This is a genomic window from Niallia sp. FSL W8-1348, from assembly GCF_038006745.1.
GTDB classification, from domain to species: domain Bacteria; phylum Bacillota; class Bacilli; order Bacillales; family Cytobacillaceae; genus Niallia; species Niallia alba.
The window spans coordinates 2,039,580-2,058,240 of sequence record NZ_JBBOVV010000001.1 but is presented as its reverse complement, the minus strand read 5'-3'; the positions used below and the strand labels follow the sequence as shown (position 1 = coordinate 2,058,240).

18 protein-coding genes are annotated in these 18,661 nt (G+C 35.9%); 8 read left to right on the top strand and 10 right to left on the bottom strand.

Annotated elements, in window-relative coordinates; genetic code table 11:
- Positions 1 to 6 precede the first annotated feature (6 nt).
- Positions 7 to 1,470, bottom strand: coding sequence for a SulP family inorganic anion transporter (locus NST60_RS09755; protein ID WP_016201361.1), 1,464 nt, complete (start codon positions 1,468 to 1,470; stop codon positions 7 to 9).
- Positions 1,471 to 1,614: 144 nt separating this feature from the next.
- Between NST60_RS09755 and NST60_RS09750 the strand changes: the two genes are divergently transcribed.
- Positions 1,615 to 2,154: a recombinase family protein gene (locus tag NST60_RS09750; RefSeq protein WP_016201360.1), complete on the top strand. Its 540-nt coding sequence runs from the start codon at positions 1,615 to 1,617 to the stop codon at positions 2,152 to 2,154.
- Between the two features lie 118 nt (positions 2,155 to 2,272).
- On the opposite strand, the gene NST60_RS09745 is transcribed toward NST60_RS09750, so the two are convergent.
- From NST60_RS09745 to NST60_RS09730, 4 genes are all read right to left on the bottom strand, one after another.
- A complete protein-coding gene (locus NST60_RS09745) occupies positions 2,273 to 3,361 on the bottom strand; it encodes a helix-turn-helix domain-containing protein (protein WP_169187686.1) in 1,089 nt (362 codons plus the stop codon).
- Positions 3,362 to 3,579: 218 nt separating this feature from the next.
- Positions 3,580 to 4,935, bottom strand: a complete 1,356-nt coding sequence (locus tag NST60_RS09740) for a 6-phospho-alpha-glucosidase (protein ID WP_169187687.1) — start codon at positions 4,933 to 4,935, stop codon at positions 3,580 to 3,582.
- 1 nt (position 4,936) lies between these two features.
- A complete protein-coding gene (locus NST60_RS09735) occupies positions 4,937 to 6,511 on the bottom strand; it encodes a PTS transporter subunit EIIC (RefSeq protein WP_341098747.1) in 1,575 nt (524 codons plus the stop codon).
- Between the two features lie 182 nt (positions 6,512 to 6,693).
- On the bottom strand, positions 6,694 to 7,503 hold the full coding sequence (locus NST60_RS09730) for a MurR/RpiR family transcriptional regulator (protein WP_341098746.1): 810 nt from the start codon (positions 7,501 to 7,503) through the stop codon (positions 6,694 to 6,696).
- 155 nt (positions 7,504 to 7,658) lie between these two features.
- Here NST60_RS09730 and NST60_RS09725 point away from each other — a divergent pair, with 155 nt between their 5' ends.
- Positions 7,659 to 8,177: a DUF3231 family protein gene (locus NST60_RS09725; RefSeq protein WP_341098745.1), complete on the top strand. Its 519-nt coding sequence runs from the start codon at positions 7,659 to 7,661 to the stop codon at positions 8,175 to 8,177.
- Positions 8,178 to 8,299: 122 nt separating this feature from the next.
- On the opposite strand, the gene NST60_RS09720 is transcribed toward NST60_RS09725, so the two are convergent.
- Positions 8,300 to 9,415 carry an IS4 family transposase gene (locus tag NST60_RS09720; protein WP_100525938.1) on the bottom strand — a complete coding sequence of 372 codons (1,116 nt, stop codon included), beginning with the start codon at positions 9,413 to 9,415 and terminating at the stop codon, positions 8,300 to 8,302.
- A gap of 174 nt (positions 9,416 to 9,589) precedes the next feature.
- Here NST60_RS09720 and NST60_RS09715 point away from each other — a divergent pair, with 174 nt between their 5' ends.
- Positions 9,590 to 10,054, top strand: coding sequence for a DUF3231 family protein (locus tag NST60_RS09715; protein WP_341098744.1), 465 nt, complete (start codon positions 9,590 to 9,592; stop codon positions 10,052 to 10,054).
- A gap of 440 nt (positions 10,055 to 10,494) precedes the next feature.
- Here the strand turns inward: NST60_RS09715 and NST60_RS09710 are convergent, their stop codons facing one another.
- The gene (locus NST60_RS09710; protein ID WP_016201354.1) at positions 10,495 to 11,244 is read right to left on the bottom strand and encodes a MurR/RpiR family transcriptional regulator; all 750 of its coding nucleotides are present in this window, start codon (positions 11,242 to 11,244) and stop codon (positions 10,495 to 10,497) included.
- Between the two features lie 272 nt (positions 11,245 to 11,516).
- Between NST60_RS09710 and NST60_RS09705 the strand changes: the two genes are divergently transcribed.
- The 3 genes from NST60_RS09705 (at position 11,517) to NST60_RS09695 (ending at position 14,717) form a co-directional block, all read left to right on the top strand.
- The gene (locus NST60_RS09705; RefSeq protein WP_169187690.1) at positions 11,517 to 12,947 is read left to right on the top strand and encodes a glycoside hydrolase family 1 protein; all 1,431 of its coding nucleotides are present in this window, start codon (positions 11,517 to 11,519) and stop codon (positions 12,945 to 12,947) included.
- A 33-nt stretch (positions 12,948 to 12,980) separates the two neighbouring features.
- Positions 12,981 to 13,283: a PTS sugar transporter subunit IIB gene (locus tag NST60_RS09700; protein ID WP_016201351.1), complete on the top strand. Its 303-nt coding sequence runs from the start codon at positions 12,981 to 12,983 to the stop codon at positions 13,281 to 13,283.
- Positions 13,284 to 13,370: 87 nt separating this feature from the next.
- Positions 13,371 to 14,717 carry a PTS sugar transporter subunit IIC gene (locus tag NST60_RS09695; protein WP_101729084.1) on the top strand — a complete coding sequence of 449 codons (1,347 nt, stop codon included), beginning with the start codon at positions 13,371 to 13,373 and terminating at the stop codon, positions 14,715 to 14,717.
- Between the two features lie 786 nt (positions 14,718 to 15,503).
- Here the strand turns inward: NST60_RS09695 and NST60_RS09690 are convergent.
- Positions 15,504 to 15,827, bottom strand: coding sequence for a glucose PTS transporter subunit EIIB (locus tag NST60_RS09690; protein ID WP_169187691.1), 324 nt, complete (start codon positions 15,825 to 15,827; stop codon positions 15,504 to 15,506).
- 9 nt (positions 15,828 to 15,836) lie between these two features.
- On the opposite strand from NST60_RS09690, the gene NST60_RS09685 reads away from it, so the two are divergent.
- Both NST60_RS09685 and trhO read left to right on the top strand, forming a co-directional pair.
- Complete coding sequence (locus tag NST60_RS09685; protein WP_084668597.1) at positions 15,837 to 16,136, top strand: SIS domain-containing protein; 300 nt, start codon at positions 15,837 to 15,839, stop codon at positions 16,134 to 16,136.
- A gap of 350 nt (positions 16,137 to 16,486) precedes the next feature.
- Positions 16,487 to 17,455: an oxygen-dependent tRNA uridine(34) hydroxylase TrhO gene (gene trhO / locus NST60_RS09680; protein ID WP_169187692.1), complete on the top strand. Its 969-nt coding sequence runs from the start codon at positions 16,487 to 16,489 to the stop codon at positions 17,453 to 17,455.
- Positions 17,456 to 17,868: 413 nt separating this feature from the next.
- Here trhO and NST60_RS09675 read toward each other — a convergent pair whose 3' ends face one another.
- Both NST60_RS09675 and NST60_RS09670 read right to left on the bottom strand, forming a co-directional pair.
- Positions 17,869 to 18,216, bottom strand: a complete 348-nt coding sequence (locus tag NST60_RS09675; RefSeq protein WP_169187693.1) for a TetR-like C-terminal domain-containing protein — start codon at positions 18,214 to 18,216, stop codon at positions 17,869 to 17,871.
- Positions 18,191 to 18,475: a TetR/AcrR family transcriptional regulator gene (locus tag NST60_RS09670; protein WP_169187694.1), complete on the bottom strand. Its 285-nt coding sequence runs from the start codon at positions 18,473 to 18,475 to the stop codon at positions 18,191 to 18,193. The genes NST60_RS09675 and NST60_RS09670 overlap by 26 nt, the downstream gene beginning before the upstream one ends.
- Positions 18,476 to 18,661: the final 186 nt, after the last annotated feature.

Below are 18,661 nucleotides of genomic sequence, written 5' to 3'. Positions count from 1 at the left end.
TCTGATTTAGTGATCAGATAGTTTCGCATTTTGTTTGGGAAATACAGCAAGTTTATCTACAATCTTTTTACTTGCAGAATCTAAGCCAGTAATGGTAACTGTATTTTGATTTTCCTTCAGCTTTAACGCAATTTTATCAATGGCACCGACTGCAGAATCATCCCATACATGAGAATTAGTAAAATTAATGGAAATTTGTTTGTTTTTAATCGTTGTATCAAATGCTTGAACAAAGCTATCAACAGAAGCAAAAAATAGTTGTCCTTCCACTGCATAGTTGTAGCCTTGCGACGTTTCCTGTTTATGCATTTTCACATGGGAAATCTTCGCAGCAAATAAGACAGCACTTAAAATAACCCCAGCAATTACCCCTATCGATAAATTATCGGTTGCGACAACAATTATCACGGTTACGAGCATAACGATTGCATCTCCTTTTGGAGCAGTAACTAAGTACTTGAAGGAAGACCAGTCAAAGGTGCCGATACACACCATAATCATGATGCCAACTAGGACTGGCATAGGAATCTGTACAACAAGGCTGCCTAATACCATAATTAAAAACATTAGAAAAACGCCTGCAACAAATGTAGAGAGTCTCCCTCTCCCACCTGATTTCACATTGATAACAGATTGACCAATCATCGCACAGCCAGCCATTCCGCCAAAGAATCCTGTAACAATATTAGCTATTCCCTGTCCCCTTGCTTCTCTGTTTTTATTACTGTCTGTATCTGTTGCATCATCAATGATAGAAGCAGTTAATAAGGATTCCAATAGACCAACAATCGATAAAGCCAGCGCATATGGGAAAATTATTGCTAACGTTTCAAAGGAAAACGGTACATTTGGAATAAAGAAAGATGGCAATGATTGCGTAATTTTTCCCAAATCACCAACAGTAGATACATTTACATTTCCAACAATAGCAACAGCGGTTAAAATAATAATAGCAATTAGCGGTGCTGGAATGACTTTTAAAAATCGCGGCAAGATATACACAATTAATAACGTGATGATTACAAATAAATAAGTAATGTTTGTTACGTTAATAAGATGTGGCACTTGAGCCATAAAAATTAAGATCGCTAAAGCATTAACAAATCCAATCATCACTGCTCTCGGGATAAACTTCATGAGCTTCGCAATTTTTAATACGCCGAAAAGAATCTGAATTATCCCTGTAAGGATTGTAGCAGCAAATAAATATTCTAATCCGTAATCTCTAACTAATGGCCCCATTAATAATGCCATTGCTCCTGTTGCTGCCGAAATCATACCAGGTCTTCCACCTGTAAACGAAATAACCACAGCCATAGTAAAGGAGGCATATAATCCGATCATCGGATCTACCCCGGCAATGATGGAAAATGCAATTGCCTCTGGTATTAATGCAAGAGCAACGACCATTCCTGATAAAATATCCCCACGGATATTTGAAAACCATTCTTTTTTTATTTTTTCAATCAATTGATTCACCTCAATATCTTTCTGCTTGATACAAAGAAGTCTACCATGTTTTTTCCCAAAAAGGAATATGTTTTGGGAAAGTTTTTACAAGGAGAGAATTTCTATCTATAATAATGAGAAGAGATAATGTTGGAGGCAATTAAGATGAAATATGGTTATATGCGACCTACCATTGCAGATAATAGCTGCGAGCAACAGTTAAAAATACTGAAGCCTATATGTGAGCAAATGTATCAAGAAGAACATGATTCGGCAAAAAATAGATCCAAGCTATCGGAAGTAATAGCCTCTCTATTAAAGGGAGACAAAATTATTGTAGCCCAGTTATTTACAATTGCAGACTCGAGTAGGCATTTGATGGAGTTATTAGACATACTTGAAGACAAAGGTGCTTATTTGCAATCAATAAAGGAAGATATTGATACAGAAAGAAAAAAGGAATATTCATTGTCTGAAATGCTGTCTCATTTAATTGAATTCCAGAATGAGATTATTCGGGAAAGAACAAAAAAAGGCATGGAATACGCGAGACAGCATGGGAAAGCAAGTGGAAGACCGAGAAAAGCTGATGAAAATGTAAAAAAAGCAATGGAGATGTATCAGTCTAAAAAATATACATTAAAAGAAATAAAAGAAGAAACAGGAATTAGTAAATCTACATTATATAGGTATTTAGAGCATTAATGAGGGATTTCATTTTTAAAGAGTGGAAGGAAGAAGCAGAGTTTATCAAAGAAAAGAAAGCAAGAAATAAGTCGTTCATCCGAGGAATGAACGACCAAGTCGAAGTGAAACGAGTTTTTTATTTTGTCTTAAGTAACTGTTTTACGATTCTACCTAAAGAATTTTCCTCTATAAAAGGAGCTAGCTTTGCTAGTAATTGTGGGGATAGTTTATCAGCATCCATATTGGATAATAATTGATCAATAGCATCCTCTTCTAAAAAAGGAGCAAGTTCAATCAGCTGTTCCAATTCTATTTCTCCATTCACTGCTTTATCCACTAGTTCATTAAAGGAAGCTTCTCCTATAAAAGGAGCCATTTTTTGTATGAAAGACCATTCCCCCTTACTTGATGCGATTGAAACTAAGTGTTCAATCGTATCTTCTTCTAAAAAGGGAGCCAAACCAATTATATGTTCCTCATTAAACATGTCATCTATTCCTTGCAAGACAAGATTATTTAAAGCTGTATCACTAATAAAAGGAGCCATATTTGTGATGAACTTCCAAGTTAACTGCCCATTTTGCATTTTCCATATTAAGTTGTCTATATATTCTTCATCTAAAAAGGGGGCAAGCTGGACTAATTCTATAGGTTCAATCGATTCGCTAATGACTTGATTGGCGATTGAGTGTAAGGTGCTAGAAGATAAAAAAGGTGCAATTCGATGAACAATCTTCCAATCTATGGTTTCTTTTGTTACTTGTATGACGATTTCATCTAATGCTTCTGTTGACAGAAAAGGAGCTAGATGAACAATTGTGTCTAGATTCCAAGCGGTTGCATTCATTTTTTCAGATACTTTACTTAGTTGACTAGTTTTAATAAGAGGGGCGATATCAATCAGCTCCTTTACGTCGGTAGCTCCTGAATTAATTAAATCAGCTACTTCCTCGGTTTGGTCGGCCGATAAATGCTCAACCATTTTCCCAATTTGCTTGGAAGGTTTTGGTTGTTTATTCCCAGCGCTCATTAAGAGATCAATAGAAACCTCCAATTCATTAGCAATAATGGGAATGGTCATAATATCAGGAAGGGATTCTCCTCTTTCCCATTTGGATACCGCTTGATGACTGATATTTAATTTATCTGCTAATTCAACCTGTGTTAGGTCTTTTTCTTTTCTCAATTTTGATATATATGCCCCAATTTTTCGTGAATCAACCATACTTGTCATCTCCTCTACTTTTCCAGTGCGCACTGTCTAATTCGATACTAGCATACTTGCCAAAACATGCCTATCAACGGTTAGTTGAATAGCTGAAAAATAGTGATTCTACTGGTGGTAGAATTGTTTTTGCATGATGGTTTTTAGTGGAAAGCAATGCAACATTAGAACATAAAAAATCCACAAAGAGTCTCAACTCCTTGTGGACTATTATAATCTTACACTAGTACGCCTTCTTTATATTCTTTTGTTAATGTTGGCCAGTATTCCTTATTTGCCTCAATTAAATCATCAAGAACTGCCTTTGCTACTTTTGCTGATGGTAAAGTTTTATTTAAAGTGAATGCTTGTAACGCTTTTTCATAAGAACCTTCCACAATTGCTTCCACTAAAATTTTCTCAGATGCTAATTGCTGGTCAATCATTGCTTTGTAAAAGTAAGGAATGTCTCCAACAAACTCAGGTTTAGGACCATCACTTGTAATAAGTGCCGGTACTTCAATCATTGCATCCGCAGGTAAGTTTGGAATTGTTCCGTTGTTTTCTACCATAACTAAATATCTTTTTCCTAAATTTTGTGCAAGGGATACTGTTACATCTACAATAAATGTTCCGTGTACGCCTACTGCAAAGGAATCTTCTAAAATGCCAGTCTCTTCATATTTCTTAACTGTTTCAAATAACGTTTTTTCACGGCCATCCATTACTTCATTTGCACGAGTATAATCTTTGTTTGAAGTTTCCACAATATAATCTGGGAACAGATAGTATTGTAAATATGGGTTTGGCAGATATTCTGGAAAATGATCCATAATTAGTTTGATATTCTTAAAGGTTTTAATCCAAGAAGAATCTGCATGGCGATAATCAATTTTGGAAATGTCTTCTGTTAGTAATCCATATTTATAGACATGTTCACGAATTTCAGGCAATTTTTCTTGACCCTCTACCTTAATGCTTGTAAACCAGCCAAAGTGGTTTAGACCGAAGTAGTCAACCTCTAGTTCTTCTCTTTCTACTCCAAGGATAGCTGCAATATTACGCATTGTTGCTACCGGCATATCACATATATTTAATACTCTTGAGTTTGGACGTAATTTACGAACACCTTCTGCTACAATAGATGCAGGATTTGAGTAGTTTACAATCCAAGCTGTTTCTTTTGCGTATTTTTCTACATAATCGATTAACTCGATCATTGGAAAAATGGTTCTAAGTCCATAAGCTAATCCACCTGGTCCACATGTTTCTTGTCCGACTACATGATGGGAAAGGGGAATTTTTTCATCCAGTTCACGCATTGCATATTTGCCAACTCTCATTTGTGCAAACACAAAGTCTACATCATCAAATGCTGTTTGTGGATCTGTTGTATCAATGACTTTAATTTTATCTGTATATTCTTCAATAACTGCTTTTGCTGCAACAACTACTTGTGATTGTCTTTCTCCATCAATATCATAGAAGCGAATTTCAGATAGAGGCAGGTCCTCTAAACGATCCATTAAGCTTCGAATAATTCCTGGTGTGTATGTGCTTCCTCCGCCTGCAACTGCTAATTTATATGTTTTCATATTAAATACCTCCTAATTGTTGGTCTACTTGGTCTCGAACAGATTTAACATTTAAACCATAGACGACTTGAACATTATTTCCTGATTTAATAATTCCTTTTGAACCTGTTTGTTTTAGTGTTTGTTCATCTACCACATTTGGATCTTTTAAAATTAAGCGTAATCTTGTATAACAATTATCTACATTTTCAATATTTGCTTTTCCGCCTAAGGCGTTGACAATAGTTGCTCCTAAAGCAGATGGTGAATCGCTTGGTGCGACACCAGAAGCAGCTGCTTCTGCTTTAGCTATTTTATTTGTTTCTGTTACTGCCGCATCTTCTTCTCTGCCTGGTGTTTTTAAATTCAACTTAAGAATTAAGAAGCGGAAAAGAATGAAGTAAATAGTTGCCATTAATAATCCTACTAAGATAAACATTGGCCAGTTAGACTTGGTTGTTCCAAGCGGTAAATTGTATAGTAGAAAGTCAATAAATCCATTTGCGCCAATTGCATGTACGTTAAAGATACTTAAGAGCATCATCCCTACGCCTGAAAGAACAGCATGTATTACAAACAAGATTGGAGCTGTGAAAAGGAAAGCGAATTCTAATGGCTCTGTTACCCCTAGTAAAAAGGAGGTAAAGGCAGCTGGGAGAAGAATTGCTTTTGCGATCGATTTCTTCTTTTTATCTGCAGTCACGTACATTGCTAGTGCTGCGCCCATCAGCCCAAACATTTTGCTTAAGCCACGCGCATCCCAGTTAACCGTACTGCTTAACGTTTTAATACTTGAGTCTGCCATTTCAGCAAAATAGATATTTCTTGCTCCATAAATAATTTCGTTTCCGATATGTGCAACTCCGCCTAATTCTGTGTATAGGAATGGAGTATAGACTAAGTGATGAAGACCTGTTGGAATCAGAATTCTTTCTAAGAATCCATAAATAAGTAATCCAACTACCCCAAAATTTTTAATACCACTTGCAACTGCTGTAATTCCATCTTGAACGAATGGCCAAAACTCTGCGGAAAGTGCGCCTAAAATCATCGCACTAGGAATAGCTAAAATAGCAACGAAGCGATGTCCTGAATATATGGCCATAACCCCTTTGAATTCTGTGTCACAGTATTTATTGTGCAAAATACCAACTAGAGCACCTAGAAGAATTCCGGAGAATACTCCCATTTCTAGCACTTGGACATTTAATACCATTGCCTGACCAGACAATTGCATTTGCTCCGGTGCTACTAAACGACCAGTTAAGTTTAGTACTTGATGCATAGCATTTATAAAGATAACGAAGGTCACTAACCCAGTTAAGGCAGCGTATCCTTTATCTTTTTTAGCTAAGCCGATCGGGATACCAACAGCAAAGATTAAAGCTAGATTTTGCAGAATGGCTACAGCTGAGGAAGAAATGAACTTCCCTGTATTTTGGATAAGTGGATTTTCTAAAAACGGAATATATTGTGCTAAGTTTCCATTTCCGAAAACATTCCCAAATGCGATAAATAAACCGATAATCGGTAGAATGAGAATTGGTGCAAATAAAGATTTTCCAAAGAGCTGGAGACCATTTACAACCTTTTTCATCTATAAAACCTCCCTTTATGGTAAGCGTTGTCAAATGTTTTTAATAACCGAAGTATATAATTGAATATATCATTTTGAAAGGGGTTGCAAGCATTGTGTACTATGTCTTTCAATCCTGTAACATGTTACAAACCTTCGGCAAGGCAAAATAGAGGATGTTCTACGAGCATCCCCTTAACTGGTCAGTATTCTGTAATAATCCCTTTTTTAATGGCTACAAGTAACAGTAAATCAATGAGCATAAACATGTTGGATTCATAGGAAGTTACTTCAAACTCTTGTTGGGACTCAATAGTCGGATCGAGGACAGTAAAAATAATATCAGAAATTTTAGCTGTTGAACTTTTACTATTTCCGGTAAAAAGGATTGTTTTAACGCCCTTGTCTTTTGCGATTTTCACTTTCTCTAGAACTTTAGCTGTTTCACCAGAACGTGAAAAGGCAATGAGTAATTTATATTTTTGAATATTATTGAGGAAAATGGCTCGACTATCACTTGTTGTTGTATTGGAAACATAATAACCAAATAACTCTAGTTTTTTAGCGAAATAGCTAGAAAATACGGTGGAAAAGCCTGCACCATAAAAGTAAATCATTTTATTATCATTAATTTGTGTAAGAAATTGTTCAATGCTTGTCTCATCTAAAGAATCGATGGTGCGTTGATAATTTTGTTTAAAGGAAACCACCGATTCCACTAGTGGTTGGTGAATACTGTCTACGTATTCAACTTCTTGATTAAGCATTTTAGTGACTTTCAAATTTAAGTTGTATATGAATTCACTGTATCCACTAAATCCAAGCTTTTTACAAAGGCGGATAATGGTTGCAGTGGATACGAATAGATCATTTGCGGCTGCGCGGATGCTTAACGTCTCTCCTGCTAATTTCTTTTGGATGAGAAAATGGATGATATCTTTCTCCGACTCGGTTAGGTTTTTATCGTTCGCATAATCAAGAAAAAGCATATCTATATTTTTCAAGCTTATCATCAGTCCTTGTTATTATTTTCGTCTAGTATGTATGCTCTTATTATAATGAATAAATAAGTACGAGTTTATGTTTTTCTAATATGTATTAAATAGCATAATATCAAAAAGGATGCCCATACTACTAAATACAATGTAAATTTTGGAGGTTTTACTTCGTGTCCCAATCAAATATAAAACTGACATCCTCAGAAATTGCTTCCCTGTGGACATCGTATTTAAATAATTGCATGTCCAAACAGGTTCTCACACATATGATTCAATATGTAAAGGATCGAGAAATTGCTGATGTTATTCGTTTTGCTTTTCGGTTTGCTCAAAAGCAAGGAAAGCGTTTTGAAACAATTTTTCAAAAAGATGAATTTGCCATTCCACTTGGTTTCTCAGAAGCCGATGTTAATACGAAAGCTCCTGCTTTATTTACTGACTCTTTCTGTTTAGCATATATTAACCATATGGCGAAAGCTGGCCTACTGGCATACGGAGGATTTTTGGCTATGAGTACAAGGGAAGATTTGATAGCCTTCTTCCATCATGGATTACATTATACCTCAAAGTTATATCATTTAAGTACTTCCATTCTTGAAAAAAAAGGATTGCTCGTTTGCGCACCTTATACTTCCATTCCAAAGGAAATGGATTATATTGATACACTAGTGTTGCATAAATGTTGTTAGAATATTCAGTTTAAATATGTCCCCTGTTAAGAGCCAAAAAAGTAAATACCCAACTAAAGGTGGATCCATCCATTTGGAAATTTTTTTACAATTAGACTTAAGAGACGACGACAATTTGTTTATTAAGGAATGGTTTTTCCTTCAATCTTTCGAAGCCAAATATGTGCTGGTTTCCACAAAGCTGCCCGTAAATATCGGCTAATTTGTAGGGTTTTTCGTTTACTTTTTGTCTCGATTTGTGCGAGAACATGCAGGCAAAAAACAATAAGTGCGATAAACACTTGATTCTGAATTGCCCATTCGCTTTGGCCGTAAAACTTTTTGATATGGAGATGTTGTTTAATCCATTTGAAAAATAACTCAATCGCCCAGCGTGATTTATACATCTTTGAGATTTCTTCAGCACTTAAATCAAAACGATTTGTGATTAAATGAAGCTCATTTCCTTTTGAATCAATCACTTTTAGAAGACGAAAGTAATTTTCGGCACGGTTTTGCGTCGTACCAATCAACACCATTTGATCCGACAAAACAGATGTATTCTCGGGTAGTTTAAAATCGTAAACCTCCCGTATGACTGCGTTTTTTCGCAGCCTAGAAAGGAAAAAGTAGCCGTCATCTGTCATCCGATCAAAGCGTTCGTAGTCTAAGTAACCACGGTCAAACACATACATACATTCCTTGTCATCAACCATTACTTCAAGCTGACCGCGGTCATGTTCTTTGGCCGTTGTCATAATGGCCTTTTCGGGATAGGATATACCTTTTTCCATAAACACAAGGCGTAAGTGCAATTTAACACCCGCTTTTGTTTTGCGGAATTTTGCCCATTTATGATTAGTCAAATTGAGAGGCAATGTGCTTGAATCAATGATTTTTAATGGCATCACAAGTTTCGTGTTGTGCGTTTTGGCATGAATTTGTGAAACTAAATCAAGGAAAAGCTTTTGGAATAAGTCTGGATTCATGCCATTTAAACGGCGTGAGAGTTGGGAAATACTGATAGAATCAAGATCAATGCCCTTTTGCAGTTGATCATCGAAAAGACAATCGCTCAGCGCATGCAGACTTTCGACTTCTTCTAGCTGCGCAAAAAGTAATAATTTTAGAAATGACTCTGTCGTTAGTTTTTTCGTATAGAAATCTAATTTCAACGTTTTCACGTTTTCTTCAAATAATTGAAGATTTATTGGTGAAAACCATTGTCCAAATGAAGTTTTTCGTGTAATCTTGTCCATGCGATAGTCCTTTTTAGTGGATTTGGACGGGTTACCACCTAACTTATCCATTATAAAGGACTTTTTCTTTGCATAAAATGATAAAATTGAACATTTCAAGTATTTTTAATAGTTAAATTAAATTAACGCAACACTAGTGATATTGATAACAAAAAATATTTAAGTGGCTACTCCTTGTTTCATAAAAAAAGACCCTTAAATGCAGTAGAAGTTTCTCATCTTTATATGAATACACAGACAAATAATATGGGACTAAAGATTACAATGGCTTTTGCTCAAACAACGACGAATAAAAAAGTACAAGCATATATGCTAAGAGGAAGAGATATTTCACAAAAATATTTAAAAATATTTACGGATACATTAATGAATGAGGGAATCCAAAATCCCAATTCTTCGGATATAGGTGTCACTAACTCGACCGTACGAACTTTCTCTGATAAGTTAATGATGTTTCATATTGGTTTATTGAGTGCCGCTGGCGTAGGCAATTATGCAATGGCGGGTGGAGCTAGCCAAAGAAGCGATCTTCTGCTTAATTATGAAAGGCTATCTATGGAAATTGGTCAATATGCAAAAGACGGGGCCGATTTAATGATTAAAAATAAGTGGCTAGAACAGCCGCCGCCAACTAAATAACATAAGTAGTTAGTTCACATGATGGCAAAATAGAGTTCACAGCATACAAAGAAGAGGATGGGACATAACTAAATAGATACTCTGTAAAGACGAACAATTTCTAATCTATCTAGTAAATAGCGGCTGCTTTCGCATACTTTTTACAAGAGGAAATATAATTAGTTGGAAAAACAAAGCAGCCGGAATACACGAAGACTCCTATGGGATTAGCGAGACAGTCTGAGACCCTGCAGGCCATAGGCCGAAGCGGCTCAGCGCGAGCCCCATGGAAAGCGAAGTGTATTCCGGCTGCGGGGGATCGCACCAAACTTCATGGAAACATCCTTTGAAAAACAAATAAAAGCCCGAACAATTATACGGAACATTCATTAGCATCTTCGTATAATTGTTCGGAATTATCCTTGGCTGGAATACTTATGTCCCAGCCTCTTCTTTGTATTTTAAGCTTCCTGCTCATTATTTATTCTTTTGCTGTTTTTTTTGACGGTGTGAGCGCTTTCCTCCAAGATGTACATTACTGGTAATTGAGAGGTAATATTTGATTCTCCTATATAGACTTCTGTAACATAATACGCAATATTTATATCGGAAATTTTCGCTAATTGGCAGTCTTTGCTATTGGTGATACTGATGATATTGCAGCCTTCTATTTTTAATTGGTTGGCAAGGTGCAGTGTGTGATCTGTTTCACCTGAAACGGATAAGATAATGGCCGTGCTGCTTTTCAGCTCTTTACTGTTAATTGGATAAAAGGGATCTTTTATAAAAGTAGAAAATTTCCCTAAGCTTGAAAAGTATCTGGCTCCATACTCTGCTAAAATACCTGAACTTCCTGTTCCTACAAATATTACTTTATTAGATTGGATTACCATTTCAGCTGTTTCTTGTATGTATGTTTCAAAGTTGCCTTTCAGCGTACGTTCTAAAAACTCTGAAAGATAATATTTTGTTGATTTTAAGTTTTCTTGTTCATTTCTATCTAAATATAATTTTAATTTTACCTTAAACTCCGAAAAACCATCACAGTTTAGTTTTCTGCAAAATCTTAGAATGCTAGATGTTGAAACATGGGTTTCATCAGATAATTCTCTGATGCGCATATAAATAACCTTATCGATATTTTTTGTAACATAGTTATAGAGTAGCATTTCTAAATCATTAAAGGATTGAATCATTTCATTTGTGAACAAATTTTCTTCCCCCTACTCTAAATAATATTTTTTCTATATTTCCCATTACCTCGTTCTTAACGAACAGTAAGACTCCCGCCTCAAGCTTATGAGAATAGGAGGAAGGAGGTGGGAAATGAAGAAATCCCAACTGATGGAAGTTTCACTTTATTATAAAACAGGTTGTGACTAAAATGTAACAAATTCCTTCTGGAGAAAAAAGATACTAAGTGTTTATTTTTCCTTGTAATATATTTGAAAGCGTATACAATTTAAATGAAAGGAGGAATGAGATGGCTGAGAAAGAGTGCTTTCCAGAAAAATTTCTATGGGGATCAGCTTCAGCTGCGTATCAAGTGGAAGGAGCTTGGAGTGAAGAGGGAAAGGGTCCATCGGTATGGGATCATTTTACGAAAATTCCTGGAACAACTTTTCAAGGAACAAATGGCGATGTGGCAGTTGATCATTACCATCGCTTTAAAGAAGATGTCGCATTGATGGCTGAAATGGGTTTAAAGGCATATCGATTTTCTATTGCTTGGAGCAGGGTTTTACCTGATGGGAGAGGAAAAGAGAATAAAGCTGGGCTACAATTTTACGATCAGTTAATTAATGAACTTATAAAATATAATATTCAGCCCATTATCACGATTTATCATTGGGATGTTCCGCAAAAGTTAATGGATTTGTATGGTGCTTGGGAATCAAGAGAAATCATTCAAGACTTTAATGCGTATTGCATCCTTCTTTACAAGCATTTTGGTGATCGAGTAAAGTATTGGGTTACACTTAATGAACAAAATGTATTTATGTCTTTAGGATATGAGCATGGATTACATCCTCCTGCTGTGAAGGATAAGAAGAGAATGCTTGAGGCCAATCATATTGCTAATTTGGCTAATGCGAAAGCGATTCAATCTTTTCGAAGATATGTGCCAGATGGCAAAATTGGACCCAGCTTTGCTTATGGTCCTGTCTATCCATTTGATTGTAATCCAGAAAATATTCTTGCTTACGAAAATGCAGAAGAGCTTCATAATCATTGGTGGTTAGATGTTTATGTTTGGGGAAGATATCCAAAGACAATGTGGAAGCTTTTAAGCGATGAGGGGTTGGCACCAACCATGGAGGAAGGAGATAGCGAATTATTAGCATTTGGTCGCCCTGATTTTCTTGGAATCAATTACTATCGTACAGGAACGGTGGAAAGTAATCCTATAGACAAAGCTGTGGAAGGGGGAGAAATGAACACAACAGGAAAAAAAGGCACATCTAAGGAACATGGAATACCAGGTTTATTCAAATCAAAAAAAAATCCCTATTTAGACTCAACTAACTGGGATTGGGAGATTGATCCGCAAGGTTTACGGATTGGACTCCGGAGACTTGCGAGCAGATACCATTTGCCGTTATTGATTACGGAAAATGGGCTGGGGGAATTTGATCAATTAGAGGAAGGAGAGATTCATGACGAGTATCGCATTGACTACCTTCGCTCCCATATTCAAGCATGCCGAAGTGCAATAAAAGAGGGTGTTGACCTAATCGGGTATTGTACTTGGTCCTTTACAGATTTGTTAAGCTGGCTTAATGGCTATCAGAAAAGGTATGGATTTGTTTATATAGATAGAGAAGAGCAGGATGAAAAGGAACTAAAACGAATAAAAAAGAAGAGCTTTTATTGGTATAAGAAAGTAATCGAAACAGATGGTTGTGAGTTATAGTATTCTTATTTTTGAATAATTGGAGGAAATTAAATGAAAAAATTACTTTTAGTATGTGCAGCTGGGATGTCTACGAGTTTATTAGTAAATAAAATGAAGGATGCAGCAAAAGAAAAGGGAATGGAGCTTGAGATTTTCGCATTGCCAGTGTCGGAATGTCAAAAAGTCGCACATGAAGTGGATGTTGTTTTATTAGGACCACAAGTACGTTATCAAAAACCACAAGTAGAGGAGATTATTGCTGGAAGAGTACCAGTGGAAGTAATTGATATGCGGGCATATGGCATGATGAATGGAAAGGCAGTATTGGACAGAGCGTTAGAATTAATGGCATAAGTCGATTAGCAACTTGCACCTAGAGAAGCCTACAAAAACAGCTTTCCACTGTAAAAATAACGATAATTATTTAGGGGGAATTATATAATGGGTTTTATGGCGGCTTTTGAAAAGTTTGCGGAGAAAACGTTAGTGCCAGTTGCAGCAAAATTAAACTCACAGAGGCATATAGTTGCTATCCGTGATGCATTTATTCTATCTTTTCCTATCACACTTGCAGGTTCATTAATTGTCCTACTAAACTTCGCGGTTTTAGCTCCAGACGGCTTCATTGCCAAAATCTTATTCTTGCATAAATTATTTCCGAATTTAGCTGACTTGCAGTCGGTTTTCTCTCCAGTTTTAAATGGATCTGTTAATATTTTATCCATGTTTATTGTCTTTCTCGTTGCCAGAAATATGGCGATTTCCCTTAAAGCAGATGAATTGTTAAGTGGACTCACAGGTCTTTCCGTATTTTTCATCATTTATCCACCTTATACAAATGTAGAAGGAACAAACTTTTTAACGACTCAATGGGTAGGGGCACAAGGATTATTTGTTGCGTTAATCGTAGGGTTGTTAGTTGGAGAGCTGTTCAGTAGATTATCTAAGTCAAAAAAATTACAAATAAATATGCCGGACTCTGTACCTCCTGCTGTTTCTCGTTCTTTTAAGGTATTATTTCCAATTATAATTATTACTGTTTTGTTCGCTATTGTAAACGCTTTAATAAATGCGGTTTATCCAGAAGGACTGCACGGATTTATTTATGCAGTGATTCAAACACCATTAAAGAGCTTGGGAACTAATATTGTATCTTTAGTTATCCTAGCGATTGTTTCCAACTTATTATGGGTATTTGGTATTCATGGTCCTAATACAATTGCTGCCATTCGTGAAGCAATGTTTGCAGAGGCAAACTTAGAAAATCTGAACTTCGTGGCAGAGCATGGAACAGCTTGGGGAGCTCCATATCCTGTAACTTGGGCAATAAATGACGCCTTTGCAAACTATGGTGGCTCTGGTATGACACTTGGATTGCTTATTGCCATTTTTATTGTTGCAAAAAGACAAGATTACCGGGATATTGGAAAGCTATCCCTTGCACCAGGGTTATTCAATATTAATGAACCAATTATCTTTGGTTTACCAGTAGTATTGAATCCGATTTTAATTGTACCGTTTATTCTAGTTCCAGCTATTAATATTATTATCGGATATGTTGCGATTGTCTCAGGACTAATTCCGCCAATTGCCTATTCCGTACCATGGACCACTCCAGGGCCACTAATTGCCTTCCTTGGAACAGGTGGAAACTATATTGCATTATTGCTTGGTTTTGTCTGCTTAGCTGTTTCAACGCTTGTATATTTACCATTTGTAATAGCTGCTAATAAGGCTAATGCAGTAAGTTACGGAGGACAAAAAAGTGATTCGGATGTTTCTGCTTAAAGTGTGAGACAAAATGAACCAATATACTATTCAGTTTTTCTGTGGGCAAATAAACTATGTTCGGGCTTTTTTTGAAAATTATCAGGATGATTACATCAGAACCAGTATAACGGTTATTAATAAGATTAAAGCCGATCTAGTGGTTGATACAGCCTTGTCCCCTGAACTAGCTATACGCCATGTAGAGAGAACATTCCAGCAATCCAAATATGGTTGTGCACTGCATTTTAATGTTTCTATGAAATAATATAAAAATGATCAAAAAAAGGCTTTCTCCAAGCATGTAACTTTGGGAAAGCCTTTCAAATTAGACAAAATAAATTTTATCCCACTCTTAACGGACAGTAAGACTCTGACCTAAAAGTTTATAAGAATACGAGGGAGATAAGTGGGAGATCAACTGTCCGTAAAGGTCCGATTGGTTCAACTAACCATCAGTGGGGGAGGAAGAAACACCCCCACTGATGGAAGTTTCACTTTATCCCACTCTTAACGGACAGTAAGACTCTGACCTAAAAGTTTATAAGAATACGAGGGAGATAAGTGGGAGATCAACTGTCCGTAAAGGTCCGATTGGTTCAACTAACCATCAGTGGGGGAGGAAGAAACACCCCCACTGATGGAAGTTTCACTTTATCCCACTCTTAACGGACAGTAAGACTCTGACCTAAAAGTTTATAAGAATACGAGGGAGATAAGTGGGAGATCAACTGTCCGTAAAGGTCCGATTGGTTCAACTAACCATCAGTGGGGAGGAAGGAATCCCCCACTGATGGAAGTTTCACTTTATGCAGTTTCATCTTGATCAATAATATCAATAATTTGGTTTTTTAATACTTCGGAGGTAGGACCAAGAATGGCCTGAATTCCGTTTCCGACATCGAGGACACCCTTTGCGCCAAGCAGCTTTAATTGATCATGGTTTACTTGTGACTTATCAATAATGCCAACGCGAAGTCTTGTAATGCAGGCATCTAAATTGTTAATGTTTTCTTTCCCGCCAAGTGCTTGCAATACTTGTAAGGCTTTTTCTCCTTTAGAAGTGTTTGTTTTTCCTCTTTTTTTATAATCTTCTTTTGAGGAAAATATGTAACGGCATATAGTAATCATGAAAATCAAATCTCGGACGCTCTTTCTCTTAGAAAAGGAGATTTTGCTTTAGTTATTTCTTTTTCAGGTGATACAAGATTTATCGTTCGCTTGGTGAAAGTATTAAAAGGACAGGGAATCCCTATAGTGGCGATAACTGGGAGAGAAGATTCTTTTTTGGCAAGAAATGCAGAAGAAATCATTCTTGTTAGTGATAAAAGTGATTCTGATTTTAAATCACCAATAATTGAAGAAATTAGTATGTTAAGTATTATTAACTCTATTTATTTAGTATACTCGTTATTTTTAAATAGCTTAGAGGGACCATAGACCATCGAGTCAAGGAATAATAGGAAAATCATTTTGATGTCAGATTTCCTTAGAAGGTAAAATGTGCTTCTTTCTTTTTACATTTTGTTATATTATAATTACTATTATAAATCTAAGCAGGAAGGGATTTCGATTTTATGAAGTCTCTTTTTGTTTGTGTACCTACATTTTTATATCATTTGTGTTAATTTTATATAGCTGCTAACTTTGTTGCTTTTAAGCCATTTAATCGATAGAATTCTTTGTTGGAATCCTAATGAATAAATAGGAGCAATGAGTTTTTACTGTTGTCACTTTTATTGTATAGTTAAGTATAGATTGATAAATTGTTTAGAATAGGGTGTTGAAAAATGAGTGAATATAGAGTTTTACTTTATTATAAATATGTACCAATTGATAATCCAGAAGAGTTCACAAAAGAGCATTTAGCCCTTTGTAAAGAGTTAGGATTACTAGGTCGTATTCTTATTTCGCATGAAGGGATCAATGGAACGGTTTCTGGTACGGTAGAGCAAACAGACAAGTATATAGAAGCAATGAGACAGGATCCGCGTTTTAGCGATACTATTTTTAAAATCGATGAAGCGGATGGTCATGCTTTTAAGAAAATGCATGTGCGTCATAAAAAAGAATTAGTTAATTTAAGCTTAGAAGATGATGTAGATCCACTTGAGATAACTGGTAAGCATTTAAAGCCAACAGAATTTTATAAGGAAATGCAAGATCCTAACGCAATTGTGATTGACGCTCGTAATGACTATGAATTTGATCTTGGTCATTTCAGAGGCGCTATTAAGCCAGAGATTGAAACATTTAGAGAATTACCGCAATGGATTAAAGAAAATAAAGACATGCTAGAGGGCAAAAAAATTCTTACTTACTGTACTGGTGGGGTAAGATGTGAAAAATTCTCTGGCTGGTTACTAAAAGAGGGCTTTGAAGATGTAAGTCAATTAGATGGTGGAATTGTAACTTACGGAAAAGATCCAGAAGTACAAGGCGAACTTTGGGATGGTCAATGCTATGTGTTTGACCAAAGAATCAGTGTGCCAGTCAATCAAAAAGAACATGTGATTGTTGGACGTGACTTCTTTACAGGAGAGCCATGTGAAAGATATGTAAACTGTGCAAATCCAGAGTGTAACCGTAAAATGTTATGCAGTGAAGAAAATGAAGAAAAGTATATGAGAAGCTGTAGCCATGAGTGCCGCACACATCCAAGAAACTTCTATGTAAAACACAATGGTCTTACACCAGAGCAAGTAGAAGCAAGAGTGAAAGAAATTGCTCAATGGGAAGAAGAAAGAAAAGTAATGTAATGATAAGGGCTGTCCTTCGAGGGCAGTTCTTTTTTGTCTGTGTTGTTGGGAGAAGGCGCTTTGGCTGATAAATTGAAAGTTTGGCTGATATTCAAGCAGAGTTGGCTGATAAATCGAAAGTTTGGCTGATATCTAAGCAGAGTTGGCTGATAAATCGAAAGTTTGGCTGATATCTAAGCAGAGTTGGCTGATAAATCGAAAGTTTGGCTGATATCTAAGCAGAGTTGGCTGAAAAATTGAAAGTTTGGCTGATATCTAAGCAGAGTTGGCTGATAAATTGAAAGTTTGGCTGATATCTAAGCAGAGTTGGCTGATACACAAGCAAGCTTAGCTCATAAAACAGAAATTAGGCTGGATATGCCAAAAATGCAGCTCATACCAACCTTCTTTTTTATAGGCTAAGCTAAGAAAAATTAGCTTAATATTTTAATTTTGGATGGAGGAGAATTAGTCGTATTAATAAATGCTAATAATTGTTCTGCCATATATTCAGAAGGATAACAAAAGTCCTCCTTGACCCATTCCATGATCAAGCCAACAATTGCATTGGCTTGATAACTGATATGAAGGTTTCGGTTAATTTTTGGATCTATTAGGGCATACTCAAAATCTTCATTATTTACTTTTTTTAACGTTTGATAGATACGTAATCGATAATCGTACAGGAAATCAGAAGAGAAGACTAACTTATAAAACAAGGCATGCCTTTGCACATGTTCAAATATTTTAATTGATTTAGCTGTTAATGTAGGATATATCAAAGGTTTCTAGATGAACATAGGGAAAGCGATAGGCCCAAATTAGATCTGATAGAACATCATTTGTTAGATCCTCTAGTAAATCTTCTTTGTACTGGTAATGGCGATAAAAAGTTCCGCGATTAACATCTGCATGCTCGACAATATTTGTTATGGTGATATCTTTAAAATCCTTTTGATCCATTAAAGTGATAAGGGCGTTTTTTAATGCTTTTTTTGATTTTTTCACTCTTCTATCAGAGTTAGTTTCGTTGGTCTTCATCACATAAACCTCCCTACTACTTCAAAGAATTTGAGTAATAAAACAAAATCCTACTCGTTTGTTCAATAAGATACATATCTTCTTTTTTTGCTGATTGAATAAGTTATTTTAATAAAATTATACTATAAGAGTAGTGAATACGTTAAATAATTCAATTAGTATTGCTAGCGATTTCAATAGAGGGAG